Below are 14,636 nucleotides of genomic sequence, written 5' to 3'. Positions count from 1 at the left end.
GCTTAAATTATTACATTTAAAATTCAAAAACAAATTCATTGATTAAAATAAAAGCTGATACCTGTTGAATAACAAGACATCCTTTCTTTTTAAGAAAAAACTTTTTCCTTGGATAGTTATGTAGAATGCTAGCATGGGAATAAAAAAGCTTATCCCCAACCATAAACTTTCATGCTTACTTACGCACCTTCTGCTTTCTGAAAAAATATTGCTCTTAAAATTAGCATACGATCTACGTTTTCTTCACAATGAAATAATTAAACATCTCTCTCCTATCAACATTGATTGCCTCAATAATAAATAGAATAATAACGATATGAATTTTTTATATTTCTAATATTAAAATTGCTCCCTTGAGATGAGGGCTATCTGTTTGTACTTTTATATTTTATTTCATAGGCAACATATTAATTTATAGTGATAAATTAATATGTTGCCTATAATCTCTCTAAAAGACAATGGTCCACAATACTAAAAATCTAAGATTTTGCACAATGAGCACGTCCTTTTATCTTAAATTCTTTATCACTGGATATCCTTGCTTAGAGCGCGTACAGCGCCTGCAGTTTCACATTGCAATGCTTTTTTTGCTAAAATTTTCATATCCTCAAAACTATGTGCCTGTAAGCATGCTTTTACGGAAGAAATATCACTGGATATCATGGAAAGCTCGTGAATTCCCAATCCAGCCAAAATCATCGCACCGAAGGGATCTCCAGCCATACCACCACATACACTAACCCAACACTTATGTTGTGCTGCTCCCTGAATAGTCTGATAAATCATACGCAAAACTGCTGGATCAAGGCTATCGGCTTCAGATACAAGGTACGGATTTTGCCGATCAACAGCCATTGTATACTGGGTTAAATCGTTGGTTCCAATTGAGAAAAAGTCAACATGAGCGCTCAACACATCTGCCATAATAGCCGCTGCTGGAACTTCAATCATAATACCAAGTTTTAATTTTTGTGCACCAATATCGTTGCGGATTTCTTCTGCAATCTTTTTTATGGAAACAATTTCTGAAACAGACATCACCATTGGAAACACAATCCATAGATCTCCAGCCTCTTTTGCCGCTCGATACAAAGCACGTAATTGAGGTACCAAAAGATCACGGCGACGTAACAAAAGCCGCGTCCCTCGAACACCTAAAAAAGGATTGTCTTCTTTGGATAAATGTAAATGTGTAACCTGTTTATCCCCACCAATATCAAGCGCACGAATAATTAATGGCTTACCTCCTACAGCTGTAATCATCGCCCGATATATATCAAATTGTACCTCTTCATCTGGAATATGTGGATTCTCTAAAAACAAAAACTCCGTACGCATGAGTCCAATGCCTTCAGCTCCCAAACCAAACGCAACAGGAACCTGATTTGCATAGTTAACATTAGCCATGATACGAATTCTTTGACCATCTATCGTTTGCGCTGGTACTCTACATGTACTTATCTCACTGGCACGTTTTTGTGCAACAATATCAATTTGCCTTTGAACATCTTCAATATCTTCAAATGTAGGATCAAGGTAAATGAACCCATTATCGCCATCAATAATAGCCTGAATATCAGACTGCACTGCTAAAATATCAGCGCCTGCTGCAACAATCATCGGAATATCAAGACTACGCACCAAAATAGTGGTATGAGAGAGTGGACCTCCCCATGCTGTTGCTAATCCTTTTACTTTTGTACAATCAAGCTGTGCGACATCAGAAGGAGAAAGATCATTTGTAACCAGAATTACACCGTGTGGAATATCATTTAAAAAGAATGATCTATAGGATGGATTTATTTCACCTAAAACACGACGACCAACATCAAGTAAATTAACAGAACGTGCTGCTAACAAAGGATTATCTGCCTTAGAAAACATATCTGAAAATTGCCGAACTGCTCTATCCCAAGACCAAGCCACACCATGACCTTCTGCTATAAAACGATAAGCTTGAGTTATTAAATTTTCATCTTCAAGCAAAACCATTTGCGCCGAAAAAATCGCGGCAGAATCCACTCCCATACGTACTGTAATATCAGAAATCACTGATTCTATTTTTTGTTTTGTTTTTGAGAGAGCATTTTCAAGACATGTTGCACCAGTCGCAAAATCAATTGGCTGATCTATTATGGAAATATCATTTTGCCTTAAAACAAAAATCTTACCAAACGCTAATCCTGAATTTGCTCCAACACCAGAAATACCTTTTTGCATAGAACGTGGATACCAACCATGAAAAGTCTTTGTTTGAGATTCCGCTTCTCTCAACATGCATTTTTCACTGATGCTCACTTTTTTTACAATAGAAATCGCCTCTTTAAGAAGTTGTGCTCCTTCTACAGCATCTGTAGAAAAAATCAGGACATCACCGTTTTTTACTCCTAATTGCAATAAACCAACCAGATTTTTCATTTCAACAGCATATTGACCATGGCGAACTCTGATAGAGTTCTGGACCTTTTTTGCAAAATCAACCCAAAGAGAAGCTGGTCGTGCATGAAGACCACTTGGATAATCTAAAGTCCATTCCTGACACACTGAAAGATCACCAATAAAAGTTTTTTCTATCTTCATTGCTTGATCAAACAGAGTTGTAACAATTTGTTGTTTGTCTGTAGTTGTTGCAAGTACTTCAAGCTGTTTTTTATCAAATAAAAGAGATGTCAATTTTTTACAAACTTCTCTATAGCGATCTGGAGATGCTGCAATGGCAATAATCAAATGTGCTTTCTTTCCATCCTGCCACTCAACACCAGCAGGGACCTGTATAACAGCAACAGCATCCTTGATAATTAAATCACGATTTTCAACCATGCCATGAGGAATGGCGATACCATTCCCCAACCAAGTATTGGTTATTTCTTCACGTGCGAGCATGCTTTCCAGATAACATTTGTCAACTGCACCGACCTGCACAAGTAATTCAGCAGCGGCATAGATCGCATCATTTTTATGATCAAAAGCAGCTGCAAGTTGTACAGATCTTATAGACAAGATTTCACTCTCGATAAAATCTACATTCATTGCTTCTACTTTCTCACATCTCATTATAAATTCAAATTGCCTCACATTTGAATACGAATATCTTTGGTAAATTTCATTTCAAAGCCACATTTTCACAAATCCAAGCGAAACAACACAACTATTCTCTTTTATTTTACGAAATATAGCCAAGTTAGGTGCTTAAATACCTTAATATAAACGATAAAACAAATTGGATATCATTCCAGCGGGTTGCTTAAAATCATCATAAGAAACTCTTACTCTTTAATTTACCAAGACAAAACCGTGATTTTTAAAGCCCCAATTACCTGAAAAACTCTGTCTAAAATGCTCCCACTATCCCACGTTATTCAGCATAACTTGTCATTATTTTTTCTGCAAGAAACCAATCTCTCTGATTCATCTGTTACTTTAACTAACACTTTACCCCACTGTCTCTCTTCTAAACTCATTCCATAATTACAAATTGCTCCATGCAACTGACTATTTTAAAAACTCTGCGCAGTTCATTCTATGATATGAAACCCCTCAATGTGCAACATTGATATATTTTAAGCTATTCTTTTACTTCAATCAATATCGCAAGCACACAATGCCTTCCTCTGCACATGTGCAAAATACATACATCCCTCACATGCCATACTCAACCACTAAAACCAAGAAAAAATCTAAAAACAACCTTACTTTTAGAAAGTTTTACAAATGAGATAAAAAATATAAAAATAGAAAAAATACTTTTGAAAGTAGCTAATTGCACCTCGGTTATTCTTATATTTTTAAACACCGTCCTCCTTCAAAATATAATTTAACTCTCGATTTATCAAAATTCCTTAACGCACGTTACTTTCAAAGTCGTTTTTTACGGCTATCTTGTGAATTTCTTAATCTCTGTTCTTTCAAATGAATAGCCCTACCTATCTACATCACCATTAAAAAAATGTGATAATTCATCGACACCATCCATGCCAATAAAAAGATTTATCTTTATCAAAATTATCGTATGAATTTAAGTTTCTCATAATTTCTAAAAAGCACATTGCCTCTCTTATAAAGAAATTACTCGGTGCTTCTTCGTTCATAAAAAGACCATAAGCTTTCCTCACTCTTATCATACCCAAAATTTATCAACAAATTTCACCATAAATCAATATCTTGAATAAAAACAAAACACTGCACAAGCTCTTTTTCTCATTGAGAAAAGTCATTTCCTCAATTCTACTCCTTTTGTGTTTTCCATATACCTTCTACATTTATTGTAATACCAATACAAAAAGGGAAAGATGATAACCCATCTTTCCCTTTTAATGCTTATAAAACTATAATTATAATTCAGCGAAATTCCTATTGATCGCTAGAGAGTGCAACAGATTATTCTGCTGCTTCCAATATAGGAATAACTGAAACATAGGAACGGTTACCTGCTTTCCGTTGAAAAGAAACCTTCCCATTTGATAGCGCAAAAAGCGTATGGTCTTTTCCAATGCCAACATTGTTGCCAGGATGCCAACGTGTACCGCGCTGACGGATAATAATATTTCCAGCAATAACGGTTTCACCACCAAATTTTTTAACCCCTAGACGTTTTGATTCTGAATCGCGACCATTACGCGAGGAACCCCCAGCTTTTTTATGTGCCATAGACGCTCTCCTTTAATCTTTCTTATTCTTCGATATTACAACCGTTTTCTTCTGCGATGTAGTCTTTTTTTCAGTCGTTTTTTTATCCGTCTTCTCAATAGAATCTGCTTCTTTTGTTTCCTTTGATACAGTTTCTTCCTTTTTCATGGGGTTCGCAGCTGCTTTTTTAGGTTTTGAACCACCCATTAAAACTTCTAGAACACGCAGTGTTGTAAATTCTTGACGATGACCACGCGTGCGTTTAGAATTTTGACGACGGCGCTTTTTAAATGCAATAACCTTGCGCCCACGTGTCTGTTCTAAAATTTCAGCCGTCACCAGTGCACCAGCAACAACAGGTGTACCAATAACTGAATTACCTTCTTGTCCAACCATCAATACGTCATTGAATTCAATAACATCACCCGCATTTCCACTCACTTTTTCAACTTTTACCACTTGGTTAGCAACAATGCGGTATTGCTTCCCACCGGTTTTAATGACTGCGAACATTTTTTATCCTTCCGTTCACTCCAGCTCTTATTTAACTTCTACCTTGAAATCAGGAAAAATAGGCTGCTTTTTATCAGTCGTAATAGATCTTAAAGAAGGATAAAACCTTCCTCAACACAAATATGCGCAGATTTCCCCACGCTTATATTCTACATATATGAAGGAATTTCTATTCTCTGTCAATAAAGTCTTATAAAAAAGAAAAAAAGGTTGTACCCAAAACGATTGAAGGTTATCTACCCTTTATACACTCGATAGTGCTGATTTTTATTTCACTTTATTGGAGAGATGGCTGAGTGGTTGAAAGCACCGCACTCGAGATGCGGCATAGGGGCAACTCTATCGGGGGTTCAAATCCCTCTCTCTCCGCCATTCATTATAAAATCGATGGGTTATATAAAGGTTCAAGGATTCTGCTTTCTTTGGTTTTGGTAATTTATTTTTATCTATCTTACGCTGCTAAGTGAATTTTTCTGTACTATCTTGATAGTATGGTTTTATAAATTCAGCATTCTTTAGCTTTTTTGTTATTTTCAATTGATGTTCTCTCTATAGAAAATTGCGACGAATTATTTTTTCCAAAGTCGATAATTCATCATCACTCTCACCCCAAATTGCTATAATGGCTGGACAGGTGTTTAAATCGATAGTTAGGGGTAGAGGCTCATTTTCTTTAAAAAAGAGCATAAAATGAATGACATTATCCCAAGAATGAAGCTTTTGTTGCCATAGATTAACGTCTTTTATGATATGACCGTTAATTTTATTAATAAGAAAGATAATACGCCCTTTTTTCTTAAAGCGACTTGATGTTTGCGAAAACACTCCGGTAATAAGGTTATCGGCACTTTCAAGTAAATCATTTTCATAGCAATGTGCAAACAAAGTAAGCGCAATCCCCCCGTGGAGGCGGGCTCCTACTTCGATCATCACTGGACCACGAGCGGTTTGCATGATTTCCATATGTGCAGGTCCATATTCAATTCCCACTGCGGGAATGCACTGTTTTGCATAAGAGATAAGAGCGGCATAAAGGGGATCTTGAGCATCAAGCACATCAAGCGATTCATAAACAAAGGCACTTCCATTATGGATACCCTTTTTATATCGCGATAAAGCGCATATCTTTATAGCTTCTCCATTTACAATGGCATCTACGATGTATTCCTCTCCCTCCAATCTGTCTTGGAGCAAATAAGCTTCGTTAGGGGTGCCAAAAATATTTTTCTGCGTCCAGTCGATTTCAGAAATCCACGCCGCTACTTCTTTACGACTAGAGAAAAACAAAACACCATTGCTTCCTGCAGAATCGTTTGACTTTACCACATAGCCACTGAGACTTTCAAAATCATCGTGAGCACAATTACCTTTTGTAAGAATTTTTGATCGAATATGGGATAAACCGTTTTCACAAAGGCGCCTTTGCATTGCTGCCTTTTTTCGCTGCCAATCGGTGGTCAAGGGGTTATTCCAGCATAACCATAATAAGCAGCTAATTGTTCTGCACAATAAATACCTATTTCGGAGTCTGCCACCACGGCTTTTATCTTGCCGACTGGAAAGCGCTGTTTTATTTCATCGACACGATGAAGTTTCGCCTCTACCATGCCCTCACCCTGATAAGAGAGCATAAAGTGTGAAAAAAGAGCTAGTTGAGAGATAAGGAAAAAAACATAAATAAAAATTATCAGCCCTATAAGGGGGAGAAGGTAAATGGCTGCTTGAGGCCCCATAAGGGCAGAGCTTGTAAGAAGACCAAGGATAACATAACCAGCCGATTGGGAGAGAGTATAAAGCATGCCGCTATAGCTTCCCACCAGCTCTGCTTGAGTTTCTGTTCGGGTTGCTTCAATCATATGTTTGCGGGCGTTAATCCGCATGGTATTCATTGAAAAGCCAATAAAAAAGCAAAAAATCACAGCCAAATAAGGTGATTGTGTGGTGCTAAAAATAAGATCAGCTAAACCCAACATAAGGGCTGGAAGGATGAATTCAAAGCGTGGGATCTTGATAAAAGCAGCTAAAAAAGCCCCTACACCTGCAATTGCGCTGCACAGCCCATAATATTCAGAGCCAAAATTTTTCACACTCTGAAAAAGGATCGTTGCCAGTGTATTATAAGAACAAATGTGAAAGCCAATAAAGCCTATGCAGACGCATAAAAGTTTAAGCTCTAAGGAAAGCCCATTTGCCTGCGGTATAAGCATTGGATCTTTATCGGTGACAGGAGGCAAGGCGTTTGTAGTGCTATCGGTACAATATTCATCACGAAAGATGACATATCCGGCCACAAGGCTTACGATAATGTCAAACACACAAATAGCTGCAATCAAACTATTATAGCCGACTTCAGCTGCAGCCCCTCGTGGGCTGGTTGCTTCTAAGAGATAACCACTCAATGCTGCTCCAAAAAAGGCGCCAATCTGCACCACTGTTTGCATAATGCGGGAAGACTTTTGAGCACTAATATAACCACTAAGCGCGAGTTTAGTATTATTAAGTCTCCAGCGAACTTAAGGTGATCAAAGAGAGATAACCAATAGAGATAGAGACCGCAATAAAACCAAAAGGGGAGTCGACATAATGAAAAAGAGCAATCAATAAAAGGAGGCTATAGATGATGATCCGTCTTGTGTATAAATCTACCAATCATAACGAGGCTTTAATATACACAAGTCCAATTTTTTTCAAAAAATAGGGGGTAAGGATTCCCAAAGCCATGGTTGTGCCTAGAAAAACCGATGAGGATGTTATGCGATAAGCATTCCACAGGTTATTTAAGAAAAGCACCATATCAGAAAGATAGAGTAGGACAACAAGTCCATAAAACCATAAAATCGAAACATCAATTGCTTACGCCCCCCCATATTTGACTCTAAATCAACACTTTTTAAAATGTGTAGTATCGTAATCAGTGTATATGTTTACAAATAATTGATGCACGTATTACAGGGCATGTCAAGTTCTTTCGATAGGGGTATGATATAAGTTTGAATACTGATATTTACTATAATGATAGTCCATTTTCATGAAATTGAGTAGCGGGAGGAGCTGGTATCTTTGCTGCGTTTTTTATGCAACATCTTGCCGATAAAGGGTCACTTTACTAGATGATGATCACAGCTACGCCTGAGAGCCATATTGGGTATTTTTACGAGTGTCTTTGTTTAATTCAAGGTTGTGGGGTTTTTATTGATCATTGCTGGGATAAGCTTAGGTTTTAGGATGGCAATGCCCCTTATTATCGTACAGAAATTATTGATGATCTCAGATTGAGGGTGCTAGTACAGCTTTAAGGGATTTTTATACAACCAATTTGGGAGGGATGACTTCATTTATTTGGGGTAATATAATGCGTTGAAAGGTAACGGAGGTAACCATAGATGTAAGATTATTTCATATAGATGTAGAGTTCACTTTGATATAAAAGTTCTAAATTTCCTCGCACTTCATATTGTTTTGTTAGTGCAACCAATTGCTGCAAATATTTTTCTCCATGGTTAGCAATGGCGCGTTGCGCTTGCGTTGAAGAACGGCTCATGCCGATAAAAGCTTCGGACGGGATTGTCATCGTCCAATTGTGTGTATGTAAAGCAACCTTTTCAGGATTTACTTCAAGACCATCACGCATCTCTTGTAAAAAATCAAAATTACGATAATAACGGGAATAGTTAGGGCTCATTTCCTCTAATAATGACTCATAAGCGGCAAGAAATTGACTATTTTGAAAATCACGATTGTTTTGAATAACCGCCATGACACCACCGCCAGTGCGAAGTTAGCTTGAGACAGCGTAAAGTAACTGAGGGCGATCCATCCACTGAAACGCTTGTGCTGCAATAACAAGATCAACCTTGCCGCTTTGGGGCAAGAGGCTTTCAGCTTTGCCGTGGTACCATTGCACAAAAGGAAAATTTTTTTGTCCCTTCTTAATCATATCTGTTGATACATCGATAGCATGATAGTGGTGTTCATTTCCTAGAAGTGTGACAATTCCCTCTAATGCAATGCCTGTTCCCGCTCCAACATCCACGATGGACAAATGCTTTTTATCTTTAAAAGGAAGCAGCATGGTTTTAAATAAAGTGAGGGGATAGCGTGGACGATAGCGATCATAATCATCAGCCAATCCATCAAATTTTTCACTTTTTTGTTGAATGGTTTCTCGCATGTGGTGTTGTCCTCCTCGCGAAATTGCGCTGTACAAAAAGAAGCTTTCTTTTGTCCATTATGTCAAGTATAAATTTTAAAAGAAAGTTAAATGAGAGTTGCTCTTTGATCTATTCTATAGGGTTAATATTTATATTTCTGCCTCAAATGATGTATTTTAAAAATCAATAGTTTTTTTGCGCAGGTCACTCCGCGATTCTATAGAGTTTTTTAAAAATTTATCTCACTTCTGGTGTGATTATCACTTAAATGCCTTTTATGAGCATAAAATTTATAACCTGTTTGTGGAAATAACCAATTTCAAATGCCCTATCGTAAAAATGAGAGGACCTATTTGCTTTGTAATTGTACAGCCAAAACAGCTCATTTGTTTTACGCACTATGAGTGCTACTGGTGCCAATGTAACGTGCAATGAGAATAAAAGTATTTATGAATCTTCAATATGCTAAGATTATTTCATATGATTTTGAGAGCATATTCTTTTCATAAAAAAATGAATCACGCTCTAACAAAATGAGGAATTTTGTTTCTTTAAATTTAATCGACTAAAGTAAGAGCTAAATATATCTTTTAAATGTGGTTATACTGCATACTGAATGATATATGTATGAGGGAATGATTTATGTTCGTTACAAATTTGAAAGAACGTGCTGCTCTATTCGAGAATAGAGCTTTTCTCTATTTTACCCTGAGCGGTTTGTTTGCTACGTTTGGAAACGGACTAAATTACATTGCATTATCATGGTTTGCTTATAATCAGACAAATTCAATTCGTGGTGTAGCGTTGATGATGCTTTTCCTTTGGGCACCTAGTATTATTTTTGCGCCTATTTTTGGCATATTGGCAGATAAATATAATCGTAAAGTGCAGATTATTATTTCAAATCTTGTGAGAGGTTTGGTAATTGTGGGCTGGGTAATGCTTGGGTATCGAGGCATAGAAATTGATTTGATGATCTTATCTGCTCTTTTGGGTATTTTTATTTCTTTTTATATGCCATCAGCTATTCCTTTAATTCAAAGTATTGTTCCTAAAAAACAGCTTGTCAATGCAAATGCGACCATTGATATGGTTTATGAACTTGGCACTATCGTAGGTATGGGCTTAAGTGGATTTATATTATCCTACGCAGGAACAAAAGGAGCACTCCTCATAGGGGGCATATTTTTGATTATTGCTGGTTTTTTTAACCTTGTAATGAAGGTTCCTAAAACTAAAAGATATAAAAGCCAAGATCAGCAAAATTGGTGGGAAAGTTATATATCATCACTTCATTATTTTAAACAAAATCCAACTCTTTTTATGCCTTATATCAGCCAGATGATTATTATGACTCTTTTGATGACCATCCCTGTTATTCTTGTTCCTTATATACATGAGGTCTTGCATGCGGATAGCAGGACCTTCGCAATATTTGAGGTGCTTTATTCTATGGGTGTATTAACTGGTGCGTTTTTTTCACCACTTCTTTGTACAGTTTTATCCATAAGAAAAACATTAGCCATTTTGTTAGCTTTTATGGCGATTTGTCTCGCTATTTTGTCTTTTAACACACACATTTTTGTTGTTTTTCCTGTTTACTTTATGATTGGATTTGGACTTTCGAGTTGGGCTCTTTCGATTTCTTTATCACAACTGTCTTGTGATCCTGAATACCAAGGAAGATTGCAGGCAAGTTTTAATGGTATCTCTGGCTGCTTGATCCTCGGAGTCTATCTCATTATGGCAAGCGATAGCAGTCGCATATCGCCCCAAACGATATATTTTCTTCAAAGTATCGTTGCGCTTGTTGGAATATTCATCGTGCTATTTTATAAACATGAAAAACAATAAATTCCATTTAAGTATAGTAAATATACGCTATTTTATAAACATTTACGCTGCGGAATATTTTATATTTTTCTTTTAACGAGTCAGTGAGAAAAGATGAGATTTGGTGCTTTTAAATAAAACATAAGTTTATATATATGCTATAAAATTCTTGATTTTTTGATGATGATCCAAAAGGGCTGAGATGTTTCTTTAATTCCTCTCATTTTTTTAAGGAGAAAAAACGCAACACTTTAAAGCTTCTTAAAAGTTTTTTGGTTTCTGTATGGTAGAAAGTGAAGCAATCAGGCAATTTCTTATCATATAGGAAGAGAGTGTAATATCACGGGGAGAATGTCGCATTATTCTTATTTTTCAAAATCCATAGGAGGAATTGTATCAATTTCATCCTCATTGGAACAAGCGTTCCTGCGGCGATGCAAGGTTTGCACAATCTCTTTTTTTAAAACAGCCTCTGTTTCACTTAAACGGTGAATGCTAAGCTCCAATTCAAGAGACAAAGCTAAATCCACACATAATTTAAGCTCCTCTCCAATATCGAAACCGCGTTGATAGTCGTCATAAAGACCAACCAGTGTATCAGATAATTCTTTATCGCATAAAGAGGTCATGCTGAATTCCTCCACGTTGCGGTTTTTTGTGCAGCTTTGGTATGTTTAAGTATCACTCCACGATCATCACCTAGGATTGCCATGTATACGAACTTCATGATTTTGTCAATTTTCTGCAAAATACGTGTTTTAAAATCAATGTCTATTAAAGACTTTATCACTCCAAGGTTTGGGAATGCTCCATTGTAAATATGAATGGCAATGTATTTACGATAGAACTTATAGCATTTAGCATACATTGCCAAAAAGCTTCTAATTGGTACAGAGGAGGAGTAATTTGACAGTAAACTAAACACTCTGAAGTCTCTATTGCCAATCACAGCTAAATCAGTGCCATTAATATTTACAATAAGCAAGCACGGTTTGTAAACGCTCAGCTTCTTAAGAATGTGTGATAATCTCATTTTTTGTAGAATATCGATTATTTTGCCTATTTTATATTGATTTTTAGACATTGATAAACCTTTTATCTTATAAAAAAACGACGGAAAGTGTATTTGCATATTTTGTGATAAGATCTCAGTGGCATAGTGCACAGCATACAATGAAAAGAACCGCATTGGGCTTTTACTGCTCTAAAACATATGATTGTACTTTTTGAAAGAGCAGTTGATAGAACTTTGCTCGACGGACATACAATTGGCAATGGCAGGTGTTGTTTTTTCGTGAGAGAATGCCCAAATATTTTTGACACTGGTGGTCATTATTTGGTAGACTTTTACATGTTTTGCCTAGGGTGTATGAGAGTGGGGTATCTTGGCAAAATACTATGGTGGTTGCCCTTGGGGTGTGATTGTCATAATTTTCGTTCCTGCTTAAATGGATGCTGTAACATCCAGGGGTGTGGGGTTATATATGTAAATATTTGCCCAATATGAAGGGGCAGTAATAAGAGGTATAATGCAAATATTGTATTAATTCAATGCATTTTTTGCATTATTGTGTAATTTGGCAAAAAAAGAAATTGAACCCAAAACAGAACAGGCGAAACGATTACGTTTAATACGAGAAAGTTTGCTGCTTAGTAGACATCAAATAGCGACGCGTTTAGGTATTAATAAAGCTATTTATGATCACGCTGAAAGAGGCACGACCTTTCCTAATGTAGAATTTTTGGTTGTTCTATCAGAGAAATTAAAAGTCAATTTAAACTGGCTTGTAACGGGTAATGGCGAAATGTTTTCAGATATGGCAAAAGCGCAAGCTGCTGGTTTAAAACCGCAAGGGATTCCTGTTGGGTTGATGAAAAAGCTTGGACATTTAGCGTATACAACTTATCATGATGCACAAATAGACATGTTTCCTGAAGATATAGTAGAACTTGCGGCAGAGCTTTACGGAAAACTGCAAGAGCTTATTCAAAACCTCAATGATATGGAAGAAGTTGAAGCCACGATGCCACTTTTAAAACTTCATTTAAAGCGTAAAATCGAATCTGAAAAACATCTTTCACAGTAATAAAGAAAATCACTAACCTTTTCTAAGGTAAAAAATGAAAATATTTTCTGCTTTCAAAATCCAGTTTAAGAACCAATAAATTCTCATATATTTTATGAATTCCTTTCTCTTTTCGTTTAGTATAAGATCTTAAGTTATAATAATTTTTAGAGATTGATAAACTTTTTATCTTATGTAATTAAAAAGCTATGGAAAGTGCGTTTGCATATTTTGGCAAAGAGGTTCAAACGGCGTTATCGCACAGTAGGGCGAGGAAACCGCAGTGAGCATTTTTGCTGTTGAGAAAAATGCAACTGCGACTTTTAAGGCAGTATGGTAATCTTTTGTGAGTTTCGCTACGAACATATTATAACGGCGCAGCTCAGTAAAAAACCACGGCGGTTGCATTTTTTGTGTAATTGTCATAAATTTCGCTCCTGCAAATGGATGCTGCAACATCCATTTTTGTGGGGTTATGTATGTAAATTTTTGCCCAATTAAGGGGCAGTAATAAGGAATATAAATCAATATAATTATTTAGTCAGCAATTATATTGATTTTGGAGTAATTTTTTGGCTCGTCCAGAAGTAAAACCTAAAACTGAGTTGGCAAAACGTTTTCGAAAAGTGCGTCAAGCTCTTGGTTTCATAGAGCGTAAGCAGTTTGCTGAATATATTGGTATCAGTGCTGGCTCTATAGGAACTTATGAAACTGGTATAAGCGAGCCTACAGCTTCTGCACTCTCCAAATATCAAGAAATTTGCGGTGTTTCATTAGATTGGCTTGTAACGGGTAATGGCGAGATGTTTTCAGATATGGCAAAAGCGAAAGCAGCTGGTTTAAAACCGCAAGCGATCCCTGTTGGACTAATGAAAAAGCTTGGACATTTAGCGTATACAACTTATCATGATGCAAAAATAGATACACCTGCTGAAGATATAGCAGAACTTGCGGCAGAGCTTTATGGAAAACTGCAAGAACTTATTCAAAACCTCAACGATATGGAAGCAGTTGAAGCCACGATGCCACTTTTAAAATTACATTTAAAGCGTAAAATCGAAGTTGAGAAAACGTATCGAGAAACGTTATAAGATACAAACGAACCGCCCTTTTAAAAAATGGAACTTTTTTGATTTTCTACTGTATGAGCAGGTTTGAAATAGAAAAATCTCACGATCTTCGAGTCTTTTGTTCAATCTGAAAAACGATAAATTATTCATTATAAATCAATATATTGCTCTGATACAGATAAAAAGCATTATGGTTGATGATACAAATAAAATTTATTCAAAAAGAAGCGAACATCATGCCTGAAATATTTGTTGGTTGAAGGAAATGATACGGGCAACAGTGAAAAGATAATATGGCTTTAATTCCATTATGGTGCTAAGGCTATATTGGGTTCCTATAGAAGGATAACAGACATATAGAGCGAAAAGCCATTTAT

The 14,636-nt window shown here is 36.4% G+C and carries 11 protein-coding genes, 1 tRNA gene and 1 pseudogene; 4 read left to right on the top strand and 9 right to left on the bottom strand.

The features are described from left to right. Positions 1 to 525 precede the first annotated feature (525 nt). The 3 genes from ptsP to rplU all read right to left on the bottom strand — a co-directional run bounded on the left by ptsP (position 526) and on the right by rplU (position 5,139). Positions 526 to 3,030: a phosphoenolpyruvate--protein phosphotransferase gene (gene ptsP / locus BN338_RS08785; protein WP_198003695.1), complete on the bottom strand. Its 2,505-nt coding sequence runs from the start codon at positions 3,028 to 3,030 to the stop codon at positions 526 to 528. A 1,347-nt stretch (positions 3,031 to 4,377) separates the two neighbouring features. Then, entirely contained in the window at positions 4,378 to 4,647 is a 270-nt protein-coding gene (gene rpmA, locus BN338_RS08780) for a 50S ribosomal protein L27 (protein WP_039761123.1), read from the bottom strand. Positions 4,648 to 4,659: 12 nt separating this feature from the next. Further along, positions 4,660 to 5,139 carry a 50S ribosomal protein L21 gene (rplU, locus tag BN338_RS08775; protein WP_039761120.1) on the bottom strand — a complete coding sequence of 160 codons (480 nt, stop codon included), beginning with the start codon at positions 5,137 to 5,139 and terminating at the stop codon, positions 4,660 to 4,662. A gap of 282 nt (positions 5,140 to 5,421) precedes the next feature. Between rplU and BN338_RS08770 the strand changes: the two genes are divergently transcribed. Next, a tRNA-Ser gene (locus BN338_RS08770) sits at positions 5,422 to 5,511 on the top strand. Between the two features lie 177 nt (positions 5,512 to 5,688). Here the strand turns inward: BN338_RS08770 and BN338_RS12190 are convergent. The 3 genes and pseudogenes from BN338_RS12190 to BN338_RS08755 form a co-directional block, all read right to left on the bottom strand. Further along, complete coding sequence (locus tag BN338_RS12190) at positions 5,689 to 6,600, bottom strand: ATP-grasp domain-containing protein (protein ID WP_198003701.1); 912 nt, start codon at positions 6,598 to 6,600, stop codon at positions 5,689 to 5,691. Next, positions 6,597 to 7,568: an MFS transporter gene (locus tag BN338_RS13290; RefSeq protein ID WP_244427642.1), complete on the bottom strand. Its 972-nt coding sequence runs from the start codon at positions 7,566 to 7,568 to the stop codon at positions 6,597 to 6,599. The genes BN338_RS12190 and BN338_RS13290 overlap by 4 nt, the downstream gene beginning before the upstream one ends. A gap of 962 nt (positions 7,569 to 8,530) precedes the next feature. Beyond that, positions 8,531 to 9,310 (bottom strand): annotated as a pseudogene (locus tag BN338_RS08755) (class I SAM-dependent methyltransferase). Positions 9,311 to 9,932: 622 nt separating this feature from the next. On the opposite strand from BN338_RS08755, the gene BN338_RS08750 reads away from it, so the two are divergent. Continuing rightward, positions 9,933 to 11,144: an MFS transporter gene (locus tag BN338_RS08750; protein ID WP_039761118.1), complete on the top strand. Its 1,212-nt coding sequence runs from the start codon at positions 9,933 to 9,935 to the stop codon at positions 11,142 to 11,144. Positions 11,145 to 11,488: 344 nt separating this feature from the next. Here the strand turns inward: BN338_RS08750 and BN338_RS08745 are convergent, their stop codons facing one another. Both BN338_RS08745 and BN338_RS08740 read right to left on the bottom strand, forming a co-directional pair. Then, entirely contained in the window at positions 11,489 to 11,752 is a 264-nt protein-coding gene (locus BN338_RS08745) for a hypothetical protein (RefSeq protein WP_039761114.1), read from the bottom strand. Then, positions 11,749 to 12,207, bottom strand: a complete 459-nt coding sequence (locus BN338_RS08740) for a hypothetical protein (protein WP_244427641.1) — start codon at positions 12,205 to 12,207, stop codon at positions 11,749 to 11,751. The genes BN338_RS08745 and BN338_RS08740 overlap by 4 nt, the downstream gene beginning before the upstream one ends. Positions 12,208 to 12,700: 493 nt before the next feature. Between BN338_RS08740 and BN338_RS08735 the strand changes: the two genes are divergently transcribed. Further along, the gene (locus tag BN338_RS08735) at positions 12,701 to 13,210 is read left to right on the top strand and encodes a helix-turn-helix domain-containing protein (protein WP_039761111.1); all 510 of its coding nucleotides are present in this window, start codon (positions 12,701 to 12,703) and stop codon (positions 13,208 to 13,210) included. Between the two features lie 186 nt (positions 13,211 to 13,396). Here BN338_RS08735 and BN338_RS08730 read toward each other — a convergent pair whose 3' ends face one another. Continuing rightward, on the bottom strand, positions 13,397 to 13,615 hold the full coding sequence (locus BN338_RS08730; protein ID WP_156809279.1) for a hypothetical protein: 219 nt from the start codon (positions 13,613 to 13,615) through the stop codon (positions 13,397 to 13,399). A 146-nt stretch (positions 13,616 to 13,761) separates the two neighbouring features. Between BN338_RS08730 and BN338_RS08725 the strand changes: the two genes are divergently transcribed. Beyond that, the gene (locus tag BN338_RS08725; RefSeq protein ID WP_039761104.1) at positions 13,762 to 14,280 is read left to right on the top strand and encodes a helix-turn-helix domain-containing protein; all 519 of its coding nucleotides are present in this window, start codon (positions 13,762 to 13,764) and stop codon (positions 14,278 to 14,280) included. Positions 14,281 to 14,636 lie beyond the last annotated feature (356 nt).

The sequence above is a fragment of the Bartonella queenslandensis AUST/NH15 genome (genome assembly GCF_000312585.1).
GTDB classification, from domain to species: domain Bacteria; phylum Pseudomonadota; class Alphaproteobacteria; order Rhizobiales; family Rhizobiaceae; genus Bartonella; species Bartonella queenslandensis_A.
The sequence above is the reverse complement of the archived record's forward strand: the minus strand, read 5'-3'. Positions and strand labels throughout refer to the sequence as shown.

Excerpts from the sequence above, each read along its gene's own strand:
- ptsP (WP_198003695.1), bottom strand. The coding sequence starts at position 3,030 with ATGAATGTAGATTTTATCGAGAGTGAAATCTTGTCTATAAGATCTGTA.
- rpmA (WP_039761123.1), bottom strand. The coding sequence starts at position 4,647 with ATGGCACATAAAAAAGCTGGGGGTTCCTCGCGTAATGGTCGCGATTCA.
- rplU (WP_039761120.1), bottom strand. The coding sequence starts at position 5,139 with ATGTTCGCAGTCATTAAAACCGGTGGGAAGCAATACCGCATTGTTGCT.
- BN338_RS08750 (WP_039761118.1), top strand. The coding sequence starts at position 9,933 with ATGTTCGTTACAAATTTGAAAGAACGTGCTGCTCTATTCGAGAATAGA.
- BN338_RS08745 (WP_039761114.1), bottom strand. The coding sequence starts at position 11,752 with ATGACCTCTTTATGCGATAAAGAATTATCTGATACACTGGTTGGTCTT.
- BN338_RS08740 (WP_244427641.1), bottom strand. The coding sequence starts at position 12,207 with ATGTCTAAAAATCAATATAAAATAGGCAAAATAATCGATATTCTACAA.
- BN338_RS08730 (WP_156809279.1), bottom strand. The coding sequence starts at position 13,615 with ATGACAATTACACAAAAAATGCAACCGCCGTGGTTTTTTACTGAGCTG.